Genomic DNA, 15,293 nt, shown 5'->3' with positions numbered 1-15,293 from the left:
TTATCCTCTTGGCTCTTTTGCTTTTGGTCTAAGTTTTGTATATCCACACTTTCTACATTTTTCTGCTCTCCATGGATTTCTTGCATTACATCTCATACATATTTTTTTATTAAATATCCTTTTTATTGCTTCCTCAAAAGGCATTATCTCACCATATATTCTTTTTGTATTTCCACAATCTCTTTTGAATTTTTAGCTTTTGAGTATCTTTCTAATAGTTCATAGTTAATATTTATAAATGTTTCTGCCCACTTAAAACACTTTGTTAATTCATAAGCCTCATTTTTAAGATTTACTATATAAAGAGATGCAATAAATGCTTCTAAAGTAGATAACATAAAAGGTTTTCCATAATTTATAGGATTTGCAGCTATTAAAAATGGCAAAGCTCTTTCATTTTTAAACCTGAATTTTTTAAAAATACTCTCAGCTTCTTTCCATGAACAGTCAAAAGCAGTTATCCCAAATTTTTCAATAATATCTCTGTCCTCCGAAGAAATGGCTTTTTCTGCAAATGGATTTAAAATTAAAGAATTTTTTGGAATCTTATATGGATTTTTTATTATAATAGCTTTTCCTAATTTAGCCATTTTTAGAGATGTGCATTTTTTTGGATTACATTGATTTGCATGATAAATAAATAATCTCATAGTTATCAATATAAAAGTTTTGCCTTAATTATAAAACTTAACAGCTATTTAAATGTTTTGGGTGATATGTTGATTTTAAGATATAGAAGAGTTAGGTTAGCAAATAAAGAAGGAGATAAGAGAGAAGTTATAAGGATTATAAATCATTTATTAAATAACGAATATGATATTATTTTCTTGCCATCAGGTAGCTCAGGCGTTTTTCTTTCAATGTTTTTAGCTGATAAATTTTACATTCCTGATATGGGAGGATGGGAAGGATTTCTAAAATACCCAAAGGTATTAAATAAAAGTTTTGAAATTTTAAAAACCAACTTTGGAATTATAGATTTAGATATATTGTCTAAAATAAAAGGAGGGGCTCTGTTGGTAACTTCACTAGCTGGATATCTAGCAGAACAGCCTTTAAAAGAGATAAGGAAGATTTGCAATGAGAATGAAATCCTTTTCATAGAAGATATATCAGGTAAGATTGGTGGAGATTGTGGTTATGGAGATGTAATTATCTGCTCTACAGGATCTCCTAAGATATTAAACTGTGGCTATGGAGGTTTTTTAGGTATTGCTAAAAACTCCAATTTAGATCTGGAAAAAATAAAAGAAATTGCTAAAACATATAAAACTATAAATTATTTTGGATTATTAAAAGAAGAGCTAATAGATGCTGAAAAGGTTTATAAAACATATATTAAAGCTAATTATAAAATAAAAAAGGAAATTGATTGTTATTTTAAAGAGCATGAAGGATTATCAATATTTATAGAATGTGATAATCCAAAAGAAAAGGCTAAAGAAATAAACAGTAAAATTATGTTAGACAATTTTAAAAGTCTTACAACTATATGTCCAAATTATAATAGGCTATTAAAAAAAGGGATAGTTTTTGAAACAAAAAAAATTGATTATAAAGAATTGGAAGAGGATGTAATTAATTATATAATCACTACTCTAGCATAGTCTTTATTTTATCTCTTGCCTTTTTTGCAACAATTCTTACCAACCCTAAATTAACTTTTGGTTCTGTTAATATAGCCAAAATAGCCTCATTAGCATCATAAGCTAGTATTTTTCCATGCTCACTCTCAACCATTATCTGTTCCAATTTTCCAATACCTATTTCTGATGCTGTCCTTTCAGCAGCTCCATAAGCAGCTGAAACCATAGCCCCTACCAACTCTGCATCAATATTTCCTGACAGCTGTGAAGCTATTATCAAACCATCCTTACCTACAACTAAACTACCTTTTATACCTTCAGTTTTATTTAACTCTAATAGAACTCTATCTATCAATAATACCCCCTCCAAGTTTTTTATTGTTTAAATAGTTTTATTGTGCTCCTCTTTATAGCTCCTTCTGCAGCAGCTCCTCCTATAAGTGACTTTATCTCTTTAACTAATGACTGTGAGGCTACAAAACAAGTTTCTTTTAATTCAGCATTTTTACTTTCTTCTAAAATATCATTTTTTAAGTTTTTAAGGATTTCTAAAGCTGATAATAAATCTTTTTGATCATCTATTAATTTCATAGAAGAGGCTGAATTAATTAGCAAATCAAGATCAATAGCCTTTAATAACCCATCTATCCCAGAAGTTTCTACTATTGAAGCTAGAACATATAAACTCATCATAACTTGATGTTCAATCATCTTTTTAGGGGCATTTATTATTTTTCTACCTACTGTATAGTAATCCAATATACCTGCCAATGCAACAGCTGTTACTAAAGAACCCATATCCGCCAAAGCAGAGGAAACTCCTGCGGGGATAAGGTAGGGTTTTTTATTTACACTCTTGCAAAGCTCCACCAACTTATTTATTTGCTCTTCTCTACACAACTCTTTTCCATCTAAAGTTTTTCCAGATATTACATAATGTTTATGCAATTCTGTGCCTGGAACAGAGGCAGGATGCATAGAACTTATTCCAACATCTCTCCTTTCAAATTTTAAGATCTTTTCTAAGCTGTAGTATAGAACTAGTGGAGAAAGGGTACAGGTGGTACATATAATAGCATCTTTTGGGACATTTCTAACAATTTTCTCAGCTATTTTTATAGTATGGTTTCCAAAAGGTGTGAATAATATATGAACCTCTCCATGCTTAGCTGCTTCAATATCATCATTAACCACTTTTACACCTACATCTTTAACACATTTCCATAACTCCTCTTTCATAACATTTCTATTTGGTTCAGACAGTATGACATCATGTCCTACTTCAGCAAACTCCATAGCTATCTTAGCTCCGCCATATGGGGGTTTTCCATTAAATTTTTTATGAAGTTTTAGCTTATCTATATATAACCTTTGATTTCCCGCCCCATATACAGAAATTTTCATTTTACCACATAAAATTTAAGTTTATTATTTTATAATATTTTACTCTAATAAATAATTTTTCATTTTCTTTTTAGCTAATCTCTTAAGATAATAATTTCCAAGAAAACCTGAAAATATTGGTAGAGGAGTGAAAATATATAAAAATCCTCCAAACATAGCCAATAGCTTCTTATAAAGTTTTATAGATTTTATATAGTCATTCCCATTAAAGAATAGAGAACTGATAATCATTTTCTCAGATTTTAACACAACTTTATAACTCCATAGAATAGCTTGATATAGTGGAGTTAAGTTTCCAGAAAATGTTGTTTCTTTCTTTTTTATAGCTTTATATAAATCATCTGCAGAATTTCCTTCAAATAGTGTGTAAGCATTTCCCACCATCATAGCTATATGTGCATCACTACCTCCAATGAAAGCATATCTCTTTTTATGATAATTTTTAATAACTTTACTTAAAGCTATATTGTTTATTATTCCATCTCTATGGTAAGCATTGAATACTTCAACACCATCTAAATCTAATGAAAATATTTTATCCCCTAAACCTTTACATATTGGACTATATGGATGTGGAGCTATAGCTAAACCTCCTTGCTCCTTTATTCTTTCTATGGTTTCTTCAGCTGAAAGACCTTTTGGTATTTCCTCATTTAGAAACAATCCAATGATCTCTCCATCCTTACTCATAATTTCTGATCCAACAATAACTTCAACTCCATAATCTTTAGCTATCTTTTTTGTTTCCAGCCCTCCCCTAATGGTATTGTGATCAGTTATAGCTACTATATCAATTCTCTTTTTCTTAGCAACTTTTAAAATGTTTTTTGGCTCTTCAACAGAATCTGGAAATTTCAATTTCCAAAACTTAGATATGCCTGAGTATTTTGTATGAATATGTAGATCAGCTTTCATTTTATCAGCCTTAATACATTAGGAATTTTATTAATAATGTCTATAGGTGTATAATAACTGCCTTTTTCTTTTAATAAAAGATCAGCTGCATAACCATTTATAAATGCTGAAGAGCATGCAGATATAAAAGGATCATTTTTAGCAAATATAGCTCCTGTTAAACCAGCCAACACATCTCCTGTTCCTCCTTTAGTCATACCTTTATTCCCTGTTAAATTTATCTTTACATTTTTACTATTGAATATTATATCCTTTTTTCCTTTTAATAAAATGGTTGATTCTGGGATTGAAGAGAATTTTATGTAGTTAAACTCTTTTTTATGGGGGGTGAATATAACATCCTCCCTAAAATCAAATTTATGATAATTGATAACTTTTATAGCATCAGCATCAATAACTAATTTCTTTTCATAATTATTAATAAACTCATTAACAAAATCTTTAGTTTTCTCATTAACAGATAAACCATTACCAATTACTACAACATCATAACCATCAGCAACTTCTAAGGCATAATCAACATTATTAACATAATCTCCTTCTAAACTATATAATATAAACTCTGGATGAGTTATCTTTCTAATAACTTTATCCACTGAGAGAATTCCAACAATATCAACAATTTTTAAAGCTGCCAATCCTGCTAATATTGGGGCTCCAAAATAGTCTTTACTACCTCCAATTATTAAAACTTTTCCATTTTTCCCTTTATGTTTATTTTCTATTAAATTTAATGCCTTAATATCTCCAAATCCAACTATCCATTCAGCTTCTTTTGGGATGCCTATATCTTTTATAATAGCATTTTTATTCAAATTCTTTTTCTTGTGAAAAGTCACTGTTAAATCAATTTTTAAATCTCCTGTCTCAACATCTACACTCACAATAAATAACTCTTTATTTCTCTCTTTTAATTTATTTAATTCACTAACAACACTCTTATATGGCTCTCTAAGCTCCCCTCTCTGCCCAGTGCCAAGCATGGCATCTATAATAATATATTTCCCCTCTTTTAGTCTTTCAAAGATATCACATATCTCATTCACATGCCTTATTTCTCTTATTTTTATATTTCCAAAAATTGAGAGATTTTTTAATATCTTAAAATTTTCTCTTGCTTCATATGTTTTTATTTCATCCTCTTTTCCCAATAGTATTACAGTAGCTTTATTTAAGTGCCTAGCTACTACAAAACCATCTCCACCATTATTCCCCACACCACAAAATATTATAAATTCTCCTTCTTTATCTTTTATTTCTTCATATACAGCCCTACCAGCATTTTCCATTAACATTAATCTATTTATTCCTAAATATTCAGCATTTTCATCAATTATAGCCATTTCTTTTGGAGAAATAACTTCTTTTTCTCCTATTTTCTCTTTTATTTCATAAAAAATTTTTATTTCATCATCATCTCTAAACATATTCTCTTCTCCTCCTCAACTGCTGGCTGATTATATGCATTAATATTATACAACTCTCCCATAAATCCAATCTGTAGCATATACATATATAATAAAGCTCCCAAACATTCTTCTTTTACTTCTTCTAATGTTATTTTTACATTTGGAACTTTATTATTAGTTAAAGCTTTTTCTGTTGCTAGTTGTTCATATTTTATAATTTCAGAAAGCTTAAAAATCTTATTATTATACTCTACTTCAATGTCATCCCTATATTTCTCTACAGTTAAAAATGTTATTATCTTATCTTTCTTTCCATCCATATATAGCTGTAAAAGTGAATGTTGATCTTTAGCTCCTATAGATAACAGAGGAGTTATTCCTTTTCCCTCTTTACCTAAACTTTCCCCTAACAATTGTTTAAACCATTCTCCAAAATGATATAAAGATTCAACATAACTCATTAGCACAGCTATATCTACACCTCTCTTTTCATAAAGATAATGGATAATAGCATTTATGATAGGATAGTTTTTATAAAAATCCTCTTCTAAAAATATTTTATCCATATATTTAGCACCATTAATTAATCTATCTATATTGACATTTAATGAATATAATGGAGCTAACCCAACAGCTGTAAATATAGAATACCTCCCAGGGACATTTTCAGGTATGTTCATTATATAATATCCTTTTTCTTTAGCTTCTTCTAAAAGCTTACCACCATTAGTTATGAATATATAATCTCCTTTAACTTCTTTTTTTATTAAGTTATAATTAACTATAGTTTCTAATGTATTTCCTGATTTACTAACAACATATATAAGAGGTTCTTTATCTTTAATCTCATTTATTATTTTGACAATTTTTTCAGGATCAGTATTATCTAAGAAATATGCATTATTTAATTTATTATAGCCTTTTAATGCATAATAAACTGTCTCTGTACCTAATATTGATCCTCCCATACCTATAACTACTACATCTTCAGCTTTCTCTATTTTATATTTATTTATATCTTCAAAAATAGCCTTTCTAAAACCTACTGTATTTTCCAATTTATTTAAAAATCTATTGTAGTATTCCTTATAATCAAATTTTATATCTATTTCATTTAATTTTAAAATATTTTCATAGTTAAAGTTTATCATTTGCTTCACCAAATTATTATTTAATATTATTATAATTAGTAAATAATATTATTTATTTTTTTATATTTTTAAATTTAAATTTGTAGATATAACTTACCGAAAAGTTTATATATTAGTGATGTTATTTAAGAATAATGCTGATGTAGTGCCGCGGTAGTTCAGCCCGGGAGAACGCTGGACTGAAGATCCAGTTGTCGGGAGTTCAAATCTCCCCCGCGGCACCAGTTCATGTGCCCCCATAGCTCAGCTGGTAGAGCGACGGACTGTTAATCCGTAGGTCGCAGGTTCGAATCCTGCTGGGGGCGCCAATATTTACTCTTTTTTCATTATTTTCATAGGGCCCGTAGCTCAGCCTGGTCAGAGCGCTCGGCTCATAACCGAGTGGCCGAGGGTTCAAATCCCTCCGGGCCCATTATTTTAATTGCTCCGGTGGTGTAGTCCGGCCAATCATGCGGGCCTTTCGAGCCCGCGACCCGGGTTCAAATCCCGGCCGGAGCATTATTTATAAAGTTTATTTATTCAAAAATTCCATCTGTGCAGGGGTCGCCAAGCCTGGCCAAAGGCGCCGGGCCTAGGACCCGGTCCCGTAGGGGTTCGTGGGTTCAAATCCCACCCCCTGCACCATAAGTTAGTAGTGGCCGGGGTGGGGTAGTGGCCATCCTGGGGGACTGTGGATCCCCTGACCCGGGTTCAATTCCCGGTCCCGGCCCTTATTTTTTATTTTTTTATAATATCATTTGTTCTAAACCTAAAAACAATTCAATATACACTACTAGCCTATAAGGTGCAGTTGAGATGCGTTCCCGATCCGGGAAGGATCGGGACTGAGGCAAGCCCACGACTGGTGGTGAAACCCTGCAGCAACCAGCTCAAGGTTGATCCTTTCTTGCGACTGTGCTCCCATTTAATTCCGGTTGATCCTGCCGGAGGCCACTGCTATCGGGGTCCGACTAAGCCATGCGAGTCAAGGGGGCGTTCCTTTTGGAACGCCACCGGCGCACGGCTCAGTAACACGTGGCTAACCTACCCTCGGGTGGGGGATAACCTCGGGAAACTGAGGCTAATCCCCCATAGGGGAGGAGGTCTGGAATGATCCCTCCCCGAAAGGGCCTTTAGGCCCGCCCGAGGATGGGGCTGCGGGGGATTAGGTAGTTGGTGGGGTAACGGCCCACCAAGCCTACGATCCCTACGGGCCCTGAGAGGGGGAGCCCGGAGATGGACACTGAGACACGGGTCCAGGCCCTACGGGGCGCAGCAGGCGCGAAACCTTGGCAATGGGCGAAAGCCCGACCAGGGGACCCCGAGTGCCCTGGCTCTGCCAGGGCTTTTCCGGAGTGTTAACAGCTCCGGGAATAAGGGCTGGGCAAGTCCGGTGCCAGCAGCCGCGGTAAGACCGGCGGCCCAAGTGGTGGCCACTGTTATTGGGCCTAAAGCGTCCGTAGCCGGCCCAGTAAGTCCCTGCTTAAATCCCACGGCTTAACCGTGGGGCTGGCGGGGATACTGCTGGGCTTGGGACCGGGAGAGGCCGGGGGTACCCCAGGGGTAGCGGTGAAATGCGTTGATCCCTGGGGGACCACCTGTGGCGAAGGCGCCCGGCTGGAACGGGTCCGACGGTGAGGGACGAAGGCCGGGGGAGCAAACCGGATTAGATACCCGGGTAGTCCCGGCTGTAAACGCTGCGGACTAGGTGTCGCGTCAGCTTCGGGCTGGCGCGGTGCCGAAGGGAAGCCGTTAAGTCCGCCGCCTGGGGAGTACGGTCGCAAGACTGAAACTTAAAGGAATTGGCGGGGGAGCACTACAACGGGTGGAGCCTGCGGTTTAATTGGATTCAACGCCGGGAATCTCACCAGGGGCGACGGCAGGATGAAGGCCAGGTTGACGACCTTGCCAGACGAGCCGAGAGGTGGTGCATGGCCGTCGTCAGCTCGTACCGTGAGGCGTCCTGTTAAGTCAGGTAACGAGCGAGACCCGTGCCCCATGTTGCCATCTCCCCCTCCGGGGGGAGGGCACTCATGGGGGACCGCCGGCGCAAAGCCGGAGGAAGGTGCGGGCAACGACAGGTCCGCATGCCCCGAATCCCCTGGGCTACACGCGGGCTACAATGGCCGGGACAATGGGACGCGACCCCGAAAGGGGGAGCGAATCCCCTAAACCCGGCCTTAGTTCGGATCGAGGGCTGTAACTCGCCCTCGTGAAGCCGGAATCCGTAGTAATCGCGCCTCACCATGGCGCGGTGAATGCGTCCCTGCTCCTTGCACACACCGCCCGTCACGCCACCCGAGTCGGGTCCAGGTGAGGCCCATTCCGTTAAGGGGTGGGTCGAACCTGGGTCCGGCGAGGGGGGCGAAGTCGTAACAAGGTAGCCGTAGGGGAACCTGCGGCTGGATCACCTCCCGAGAAAAAAGCTGGTTGCTGCAGGGCACTAAAAACCAGTCGTGGGCTTGCCTCAGAAGGATGTGGGCCCGTAGCTCAGCTGGGAGAGCGCCGGCCTTGCAAGCCGGAGGCCGAGGGTTCAAATCCCTCCGGGTCCACCAAATTATTTTTTTATGCAGCCCACAACTCATTAGGGTTGTGGGTGAAGGGCTCGATATAGATGAGAGCCGCGCATAGGTCCCCATCCTTAAGGTGAAATCTGGACACCTTACCGAGCCGTAACCCCACCTGGTGGATGGCTCGGCTCGGGCGCCGAGGAAGGGCGTGGCAAGCTGCGATAAGCCCGGGGGAGGCGCAGGCAGCCGTAGAACCCGGGATCCCCGAATGGGACTTCCTGCCCCATTTGGGGCGCTCCCGTTAGGGAGCGGGAACGCGGGGAAAAGAAACATCCGAGTACCCGCAGGAAAAGAAATCAACCGAGATGCCGGGAGTAGGGGCGACCGAAACCGGCATAGGGCAAACCGAATCCCTTCCCGTAAGGGAAGGGAGATGTGGAGTTGCAGGGCAGCCCATAATGGATCCATGTTGGGAAGCCGAAGTCCCCTGGAATGGGGCGCCATAGAGGGTGAAAGCCCCGTAGGCGTAACCAACATGGATCCTGGGCTGTCCCTGAGTACCGTGCGTTGGATATCGCGCGGGAAGCTGGGGGACATTAGGCCTCCAACCCTAAATACGTCCCGAGACCGATAGCGCACTAGTACCGTGAGGGAAAGCTGAAAAGCACCCCTAGCGGGGGGTGAAAAGAGCCTGAAACCAGGTGGGGACAGAATGGCACGGCCCTTAAGGTAACCCCTCCGAAGGAAACTCCCGCGAGGGAGGAGTACGAGGAGGGGTATGCCGGGGTCGTGCCGTCCGTTTCGAAAAACGGGCCGGGGAGTGTACGGGTGTGGCGAGCCTAAGGGGTTTAACCCCGGAGGCGTAGGGAAACCGACATGCCCGCAGGCTCTGCCGAGGGGCGGGGTCCGAAAGGGCCCGGAGTCACACCCGTACGACCCGAAACCGGGCGATCTAGGCCGGGGCAGGGTGAAGCCCCTCATCAGAGGGGTGGAGGCCCGCAGGGGTGTTACAATGCAAAGTGCTCCTCTGACCCCGGCCTAGGGGTGAAAAGCCAATCGAGCCCGGAGATAGCTGGTTCCCCCCGAAATGTCCCGCAGGACAGCCGGGGGTTAGGTAGATGGCGGGGTAGAGCCACGGATAGGGTGTTTGGGGGCGAAAGCCCTCGGCACCCTGTCCAACTCCGAACCCGTCATCGCCTTAGCCCCCGAGTGAGGGCGTACGGGTAAGCCGTACGTCCGAGAGGGGAACAACCCGGACCCGGGTTAAGGCCCCTAAGTGCCGGCTAAGTGTAAATGAGAAGGGTGTCCCCGGCCTAAGACAGCGGGGAGGTTGGCTTAGAAGCAGCCATCCTTTAAAGAGTGCGTAACAGCTCACCCGTCGAGGTCGGGGGCCCCGAAGATAACGGGGGCTAAGCCGGCCGCCGAGACCCGGGGGCATCCCGAAAAGGGATGATCCGGTAGGGGGGCGTCCCGCGTGGGTAGAAGCCTCTGCGTGAGCAGGGGTGGACCACGCGGGAACGAGAATCCCGGCAGTAGTAACAGCAAAGTGGGGTGAAAATCCCCACCGCCGAAGGGGCAAGGTTTCCACCGCTATGGTCGTCAGCGGTGGGTTAGCCGGTCCTAACCCCCGGGGTAATTCCCTAGGGGGGAAAGGGAAGCCGGTTAATATTCCGGCGCCACCGGGGTACGTGCGGCAACGCAAGGCCAGCTCCCGACGCTTCGGGGTAGGCCGACCACCCTTGCCAGGGTGGCCAAGCGCATAAGCCCGGGGAGTGCCGTAATGGCGAGAACCGGGCAAAAGCGTGATGGGCCCTCCTTTTGGAGGGTTCGGCTGAGCCCTGGAGCCCGTGAAAAGGGAGCTGGCAAGGATCCCCGGTGACCGTACCCAGAACCGACACAGGTGCCCCTAGGCGAGTATCCTAAGGCGTGTCGGGGTAATCCGGCCCAGGGAAGTCGGCAAATTGGCCCCGTAACTTCGGGAGAAGGGGTGCCTGCGGTCTTCTCTTTATGAGGGGACCGCAGGTCGCAGTGACCAGGGGGGTCCGACTGTTTAATAAAAACACAGGTCCTGGCTAGCCCGTAAGGGTGTGTACCAGGGCCGACGCCTGCCCAGTGCCGGTACGTGAAACCCGGGTACAACCGGGCGAAGCGCCGGTAAACGGCGGGGGTAACTATAACCCTCTTAAGGTAGCGAAATTCCTTGTCGGGTAAGTTCCGACCTGCATGAATGGCGTAACGAGACCCCCACTGTCCCGGGCCGGATCCCGGTGAACCTACCTTTCCGGTGCAAAGGCCGGAGACCCCCAGCGGGAAGCGAAGACCCCGTGGAGCTTTACTGCAGCCTGCCGTTGGGGCGTGGCCGTGGGTGCACAGCGTAGGTGGGAGGCGTCGAAGCCACCCCTCCGGGGGTGGTGGAGCCGCCCATGGGACACCACCCACCCATGGCCACGTCCCTAACCCGCGTAAGCGGGGACACCGGTAGGTGGGCAGTTTGGCTGGGGCGGCACCCCCCTGAAAAGGCATCAGGGGGGCCCAAAGGTCGGCTCAGGCGGGTCAGAACTCCGCCGTTGAGTGCAAGGGCAAAAGCCGGCCTGACTCGGTCGGTAAAAGAGGCCGACCGAGAGGCGAAAGCCGGGCCTAGCGAACCCCTGTGCCTCACCGATGGGGGCCAGGGATAACAGAAAAGCTACCCCGGGGATAACAGAGTTGTCGCGGGCAAGAGCCCATATCGACCCCGCGGCTTGCTACATCGATGTCGGTTCTTCCCATCCTGGGCCTGCAGCAGGGCCCAAGGGTGGGGCTGTTCGCCCATTAAAGGGGATCGTGAGCTGGGTTTAAACCGTCGTGAGACAGGTTGGTTGCTATCTGCTGGGGGTGTTGGCCGCCTGAGGGGAAGGTGGCTCTAGTACGAGAGGAACGAGCCGCCGGCGCCTCTGGTCTACCGGTTGTCCGGCAGGGCATCGCCGGGCAGCTACGCGCTAAGGGATAAGGGCTGAAGGCATCTAAGCCCGAAACCCTCCCCGAAAATAGGCGGCCATTCCCCGTAAAGGGGACGAGGGCTCCGCTAGAAGAGCGGGTTGATAGGCCGGGGGTGTAAGCGCCGAGGCCTTTTTGGCCGAGGCGTTCAGCCCGCCGGTACTAATCGCCCGAGGGCTCGGTAAGGTGTCCAGACACCAAATAAGGATGGGGACCTATGCGCGGCTCATGGTATGGCGACCATAGCGAGGGGGCTACACCCGTTCCCATCCCGAACACGGAAGTTAAGCCCCTCTACGTTACTCCGAGTACTGCCTTTTGGCGGGAAAGGAGTAAAGTTGCCAGCCACTATTTTTTATTTTTAATTTATTAATTTATAAATTCAAATTAATTTGATTGGGTAAGGGGGCTGGTGGCTCTCCCCTCTTATTGAGGGGAGGAAGTTCCGCCCACCCCAATATAGGCAGATGCTCCCGAGAGGGAGCGGGAGGTGCAACAGAAACGACACGGCCCTGGGGGGATGTGGATGATAGAAAAAGTTGACAATCCCCAGGGAATCGGTGAAACGGGCACCTCCCCTGCCTGGGGTGCAAGCCGTTAAGGCGCTTAGCCGAATGCCACCGAAATTACAGAAGGCGGGCTATAGCCCCCATACCCAAAACAATTAATAAAATAATTTAATAAAATAATTCTTCTATAATTTTTCTAGCCTTCTCTTTTGATATACCTTCTCTTAAAATAGTCCATCTATCTCTCATTTTATGAGCTATTGAAAGAGCTTCAATAATAACCTCTTTATCAAAACCTAACTCTTCTATAGTTGTTGGAGCTTTTACTTTTCTTAAAGCTTCTCTTATTCTTATATGTAAATTTGTTAAATTTTTATTTTCTTTTTCATGCAAGTAGCTCATTATAATAGCTCCAAATCCACACTGTTCTCCATGTAAGCTATCTACATCTAGCTTATATTTCTCTTTTAAATAATCTAATGCATGAGAAAATAAATGCTCTGATCCAGAAGCAGGGCGAGAAGAGTTAGCTATGGCTATAGCAATTCCACTACCTACAAGAGCTTTAGCTAATTTTTTATGAAATTCTTTTAAATCAGAGCTTAAAACATAGTTTAATATTTCCTCTGCTACGGTTTTTGAAAAAATAGCAGAGCTTTCACTATATTTCTCCCCTTTCTCTTTATATGCTAACTGCCAATCTAAGACAGCAGTAATATTTGAAACTATATCTCCAAAACCTGATGCTAATAATCTCTTTGGAGACTTTTCTATTATTTTTGTATCAACTATTATTGCTATAGGTGAAACCGTCATAAAAGAAGGCTGTTTTATAGAAACTATTGGTGAAGCTATTCCATCATTAGATGCTGTTGTAGGGATTGAGATAAAAGGTAGGTCATTTTTATAGGCTAAATATTTACCATAATCTATAGCCCTTCCTCCACCTACACCTATAATAGCATCATAACCAGAAATCCTTTCAGGAAGTTCAGAGTAATAGATAAAATCAAACTCTTTTGGAGCAAATTTTTTAGTTTTTTTTCCTGTTATAACTAAAGGATTGTTTATTGACAATTTTTTCAAAATATCATTAAGATGATTAATTGCATGATCCTCTATTATAGTGTATCTTGGAGTTATTATTCTCACATTTTCACCTTAAGGTTAAATATATATAATATTAGAGATGTTAATTTACAAAAAACTTTCTTGGTGGGATCTTTGAAAACATTAAGATATAAAAAAGAAAGAGCAATAAAAATAAGTGAAGAACTTTTTCCTGATGAATTATGTGAAAGATGTGGAAGATGTTGTATAATTCATGCATATAAAAGGGATAATAAGGTAGAGCTGATATATTGTGAGCATTTTGATAAAGAAAAAAAGTTATGTAAAGTATATGATAAAAGATTTGAATATGGATGTCTAACAGTTTTAGAAGGAATATTAGCTGGAGTTTTTCCTAAAGACTGTCCATATGTTAAAAACTTAAAAAACTATGAAGAACCAAGATTTTATAGATTTTTAAAATAATTTAAAGCCTCTTCAGCTGCTAAAGATATTGGTTCATTAACCATTGCCACAGGAGGAGCATAGCAGTGCTCCATTTTACATAATTCTTCAGCTTTTACTCCATTATATATAGCTAAGCTTACTAAATCTATTCTTTCAGCTACTCTCTCTCCACCAATTATTTGACATCCTAAAATTTTCATATCTTCTCCAAAAACTAATTTTACATAAATATCTTTTCCACCAGGATAATACCTAGCCCTTGTTAATGCTTTAGCTTTACCAATTACAATAGGAATTCTTTTTAAATTTGCTGAAAATGCTGTCAATCCAGTACCCCCAATTTCTAATGATCCTATTTTACTCACTGCAGAATTTAATACTGGTGGAAATTCTACATTTTTTCCAACTATATTTAAACCCACAACCTTCCCTTGTCTAACAGCTGTTGAACCAAATGGAGACAAAGTTTTTTCCCCTGTTATAAAATCCACTACCTCCACACAATCTCCTGCAGCATAGATATTTTTTATAGAAGTCCTCATATATTCATCAACAACTATAGCCTTATCAACTTTACATCCAGCTTTTTTAGCTAAATCTATATTTGGTCTGACCCCAGTTGATAGAATAACTATATCAGCATCAAATTCTTTTCCACCAACAACTACTCCCTTAACCTTATCATCTCCAATAATCATCTCTAAAGGCTTTGATAAAATAAATCTTATTCCTTCACTCTCCAAATACTTTTGAACAATTTCTGCCATATCAGGATCTAAAAATCTTGGTAATATCTGTGGAGCCATTTCAACAATTAAAACATCTAAACCTCTCTTTTTTAGAGCATAACCCATCTCCAATCCAATAGCTCCAGCACCAGCAATAACTGCTCTTTTACAATTATTCTCTTCAATATATTTAAGTATCCTTCTACCATCATCTATTGTCTTTACTGTAAAAACCCCATCTAAATTAACTCCCTTAATTGGAGGAATAAATGGAGTAGAACCTGTAGATAGTACAAGGTAATCATAATCTATTTTCTCTCCATTATCTAAAACTACTTTATTACCTCTACTATCTATATCAATAACTTCAGTTTCTGTTAAAACATCAATATTTTTTCTTTTTTTATAATCTTCAGGCTTATGCATTATAATATCTTCAAAACTCTTTATTGTTCCTTCAATAACATATGGAATAGCACAGGGAGAATAGGCAATATCTCTCTCTTTGGTTATAACAATAATCTCCTTCTCCTTATCATACTTTCTTACAGTTGATGCTGCTGTAAGTCCTGCAGCTCCTGAACCTACTATTACAACTCTCAAATATC

Annotated in this window: 11 protein-coding genes, 7 tRNA genes, 3 rRNA genes and 1 other RNA gene; 13 read left to right on the top strand and 9 right to left on the bottom strand. The window is 41.5% G+C overall.

Going from position 1 to position 15,293, the window contains the following annotated elements; genetic code table 11:
• The gene (locus METVI_RS0104075) at positions 1-144 is read right to left on the bottom strand and encodes a 50S ribosomal protein L40e (RefSeq protein ID WP_004589901.1); all 144 of its coding nucleotides are present in this window, start codon (positions 142-144) and stop codon (positions 1-3) included.
• A complete protein-coding gene (locus METVI_RS0104070; RefSeq protein WP_004589902.1) occupies positions 144-650 on the bottom strand; it encodes a DUF367 family protein in 507 nt (168 codons plus the stop codon). Before METVI_RS0104070 ends, METVI_RS0104075 begins: the two co-directional genes overlap by 1 nt.
• Before the next feature lie 69 nt (positions 651-719).
• On the opposite strand from METVI_RS0104070, the gene METVI_RS0104065 reads away from it, so the two are divergent.
• Entirely contained in the window at positions 720-1,607 is an 888-nt protein-coding gene (locus tag METVI_RS0104065) for a PLP-dependent aminotransferase family protein (RefSeq protein ID WP_004589903.1), read from the top strand.
• On the opposite strand, the gene METVI_RS0104060 is transcribed toward METVI_RS0104065, so the two are convergent.
• Genes METVI_RS0104060 through pgi form a run of 5 tightly spaced genes read right to left on the bottom strand, consistent with a single transcriptional unit; the run spans position 1,594 to position 6,465 of the window.
• Complete coding sequence (locus METVI_RS0104060) at positions 1,594-1,941, bottom strand: roadblock/LC7 domain-containing protein (protein ID WP_004589904.1); 348 nt, start codon at positions 1,939-1,941, stop codon at positions 1,594-1,596. The two genes, METVI_RS0104065 and METVI_RS0104060, sit on opposite strands and share 14 nt — an antisense overlap.
• Positions 1,942-1,961: 20 nt before the next feature.
• Positions 1,962-2,990 carry a H(2)-dependent methylenetetrahydromethanopterin dehydrogenase-related protein gene (locus METVI_RS0104055; protein ID WP_004589905.1) on the bottom strand — a complete coding sequence of 343 codons (1,029 nt, stop codon included), beginning with the start codon at positions 2,988-2,990 and terminating at the stop codon, positions 1,962-1,964.
• Between the two features lie 39 nt (positions 2,991-3,029).
• The gene (locus tag METVI_RS0104050) at positions 3,030-3,905 is read right to left on the bottom strand and encodes a PHP domain-containing protein (protein WP_004589906.1); all 876 of its coding nucleotides are present in this window, start codon (positions 3,903-3,905) and stop codon (positions 3,030-3,032) included.
• Positions 3,902-5,332: a bifunctional ADP-dependent NAD(P)H-hydrate dehydratase/NAD(P)H-hydrate epimerase gene (locus METVI_RS0104045; RefSeq protein ID WP_004589907.1), complete on the bottom strand. Its 1,431-nt coding sequence runs from the start codon at positions 5,330-5,332 to the stop codon at positions 3,902-3,904. The genes METVI_RS0104050 and METVI_RS0104045 overlap by 4 nt, the downstream gene beginning before the upstream one ends.
• Positions 5,308-6,465, bottom strand: coding sequence for a glucose-6-phosphate isomerase (pgi, locus tag METVI_RS0104040; RefSeq protein WP_004589908.1), 1,158 nt, complete (start codon positions 6,463-6,465; stop codon positions 5,308-5,310). The genes METVI_RS0104045 and pgi overlap by 25 nt, the downstream gene beginning before the upstream one ends.
• A gap of 147 nt (positions 6,466-6,612) precedes the next feature.
• Here pgi and METVI_RS0104035 point away from each other — a divergent pair.
• The 11 genes from METVI_RS0104035 (at position 6,613) to rnpB (ending at position 12,585) form a co-directional block, all read left to right on the top strand.
• Positions 6,613-6,689 (top strand) — tRNA-Phe (locus METVI_RS0104035).
• 8 nt (positions 6,690-6,697) lie between these two features.
• Positions 6,698-6,773, top strand: a tRNA-Asn gene (locus tag METVI_RS0104030).
• A 29-nt stretch (positions 6,774-6,802) separates the two neighbouring features.
• A tRNA-Ile gene (locus METVI_RS0104025) sits at positions 6,803-6,877 on the top strand.
• Between the two features lie 11 nt (positions 6,878-6,888).
• A tRNA-Glu gene (locus METVI_RS0104020) sits at positions 6,889-6,963 on the top strand.
• Positions 6,964-7,001: 38 nt separating this feature from the next.
• Positions 7,002-7,089 (top strand) — tRNA-Leu (locus METVI_RS0104015).
• Between the two features lie 13 nt (positions 7,090-7,102).
• Positions 7,103-7,174 (top strand) — tRNA-His (locus METVI_RS0104005).
• 198 nt (positions 7,175-7,372) lie between these two features.
• Positions 7,373-8,860, top strand: a 16S ribosomal RNA gene (locus tag METVI_RS0104000).
• Positions 8,861-8,923: 63 nt separating this feature from the next.
• A tRNA-Ala gene (locus METVI_RS0103995) sits at positions 8,924-8,999 on the top strand.
• Positions 9,000-9,105: 106 nt separating this feature from the next.
• A 23S ribosomal RNA gene (locus tag METVI_RS0103990) occupies positions 9,106-12,116 on the top strand.
• Between the two features lie 46 nt (positions 12,117-12,162).
• A 5S ribosomal RNA gene (gene rrf / locus METVI_RS0103985) occupies positions 12,163-12,277 on the top strand.
• Together the 16S, 23S and 5S rRNA genes with 7 tRNA genes alongside form the textbook arrangement of a ribosomal RNA operon.
• A 53-nt stretch (positions 12,278-12,330) precedes the next feature.
• An RNA gene (gene rnpB, locus METVI_RS07235) (RNase P RNA component) lies at positions 12,331-12,585 on the top strand.
• A 22-nt stretch (positions 12,586-12,607) separates the two neighbouring features.
• Here the strand turns inward: rnpB and METVI_RS0103975 are convergent.
• Positions 12,608-13,591, bottom strand: a complete 984-nt coding sequence (locus tag METVI_RS0103975; RefSeq protein WP_004595203.1) for a sn-glycerol-1-phosphate dehydrogenase — start codon at positions 13,589-13,591, stop codon at positions 12,608-12,610.
• 72 nt (positions 13,592-13,663) lie between these two features.
• On the opposite strand from METVI_RS0103975, the gene METVI_RS0103970 reads away from it, so the two are divergent.
• Entirely contained in the window at positions 13,664-13,975 is a 312-nt protein-coding gene (locus METVI_RS0103970) for a CxxCxxCC domain-containing protein (RefSeq protein WP_017981053.1), read from the top strand.
• Here METVI_RS0103970 and METVI_RS0103965 read toward each other — a convergent pair.
• Complete coding sequence (locus tag METVI_RS0103965) at positions 13,957-15,288, bottom strand: FAD-dependent oxidoreductase (RefSeq protein WP_004590424.1); 1,332 nt, start codon at positions 15,286-15,288, stop codon at positions 13,957-13,959. The genes METVI_RS0103970 and METVI_RS0103965 overlap by 19 nt on opposite strands.
• Between the last annotated feature and the right edge of the window lie 5 nt (positions 15,289-15,293).

Source organism: Methanocaldococcus villosus KIN24-T80, assembly GCF_000371805.1.
Classification (GTDB): Archaea; AGJL01; Methanococci; order Methanococcales; family Methanocaldococcaceae; genus Methanocaldococcus; species Methanocaldococcus villosus.
The sequence above is the reverse complement of the archived record's forward strand: the minus strand, read 5'-3'. Positions and strand labels throughout refer to the sequence as shown.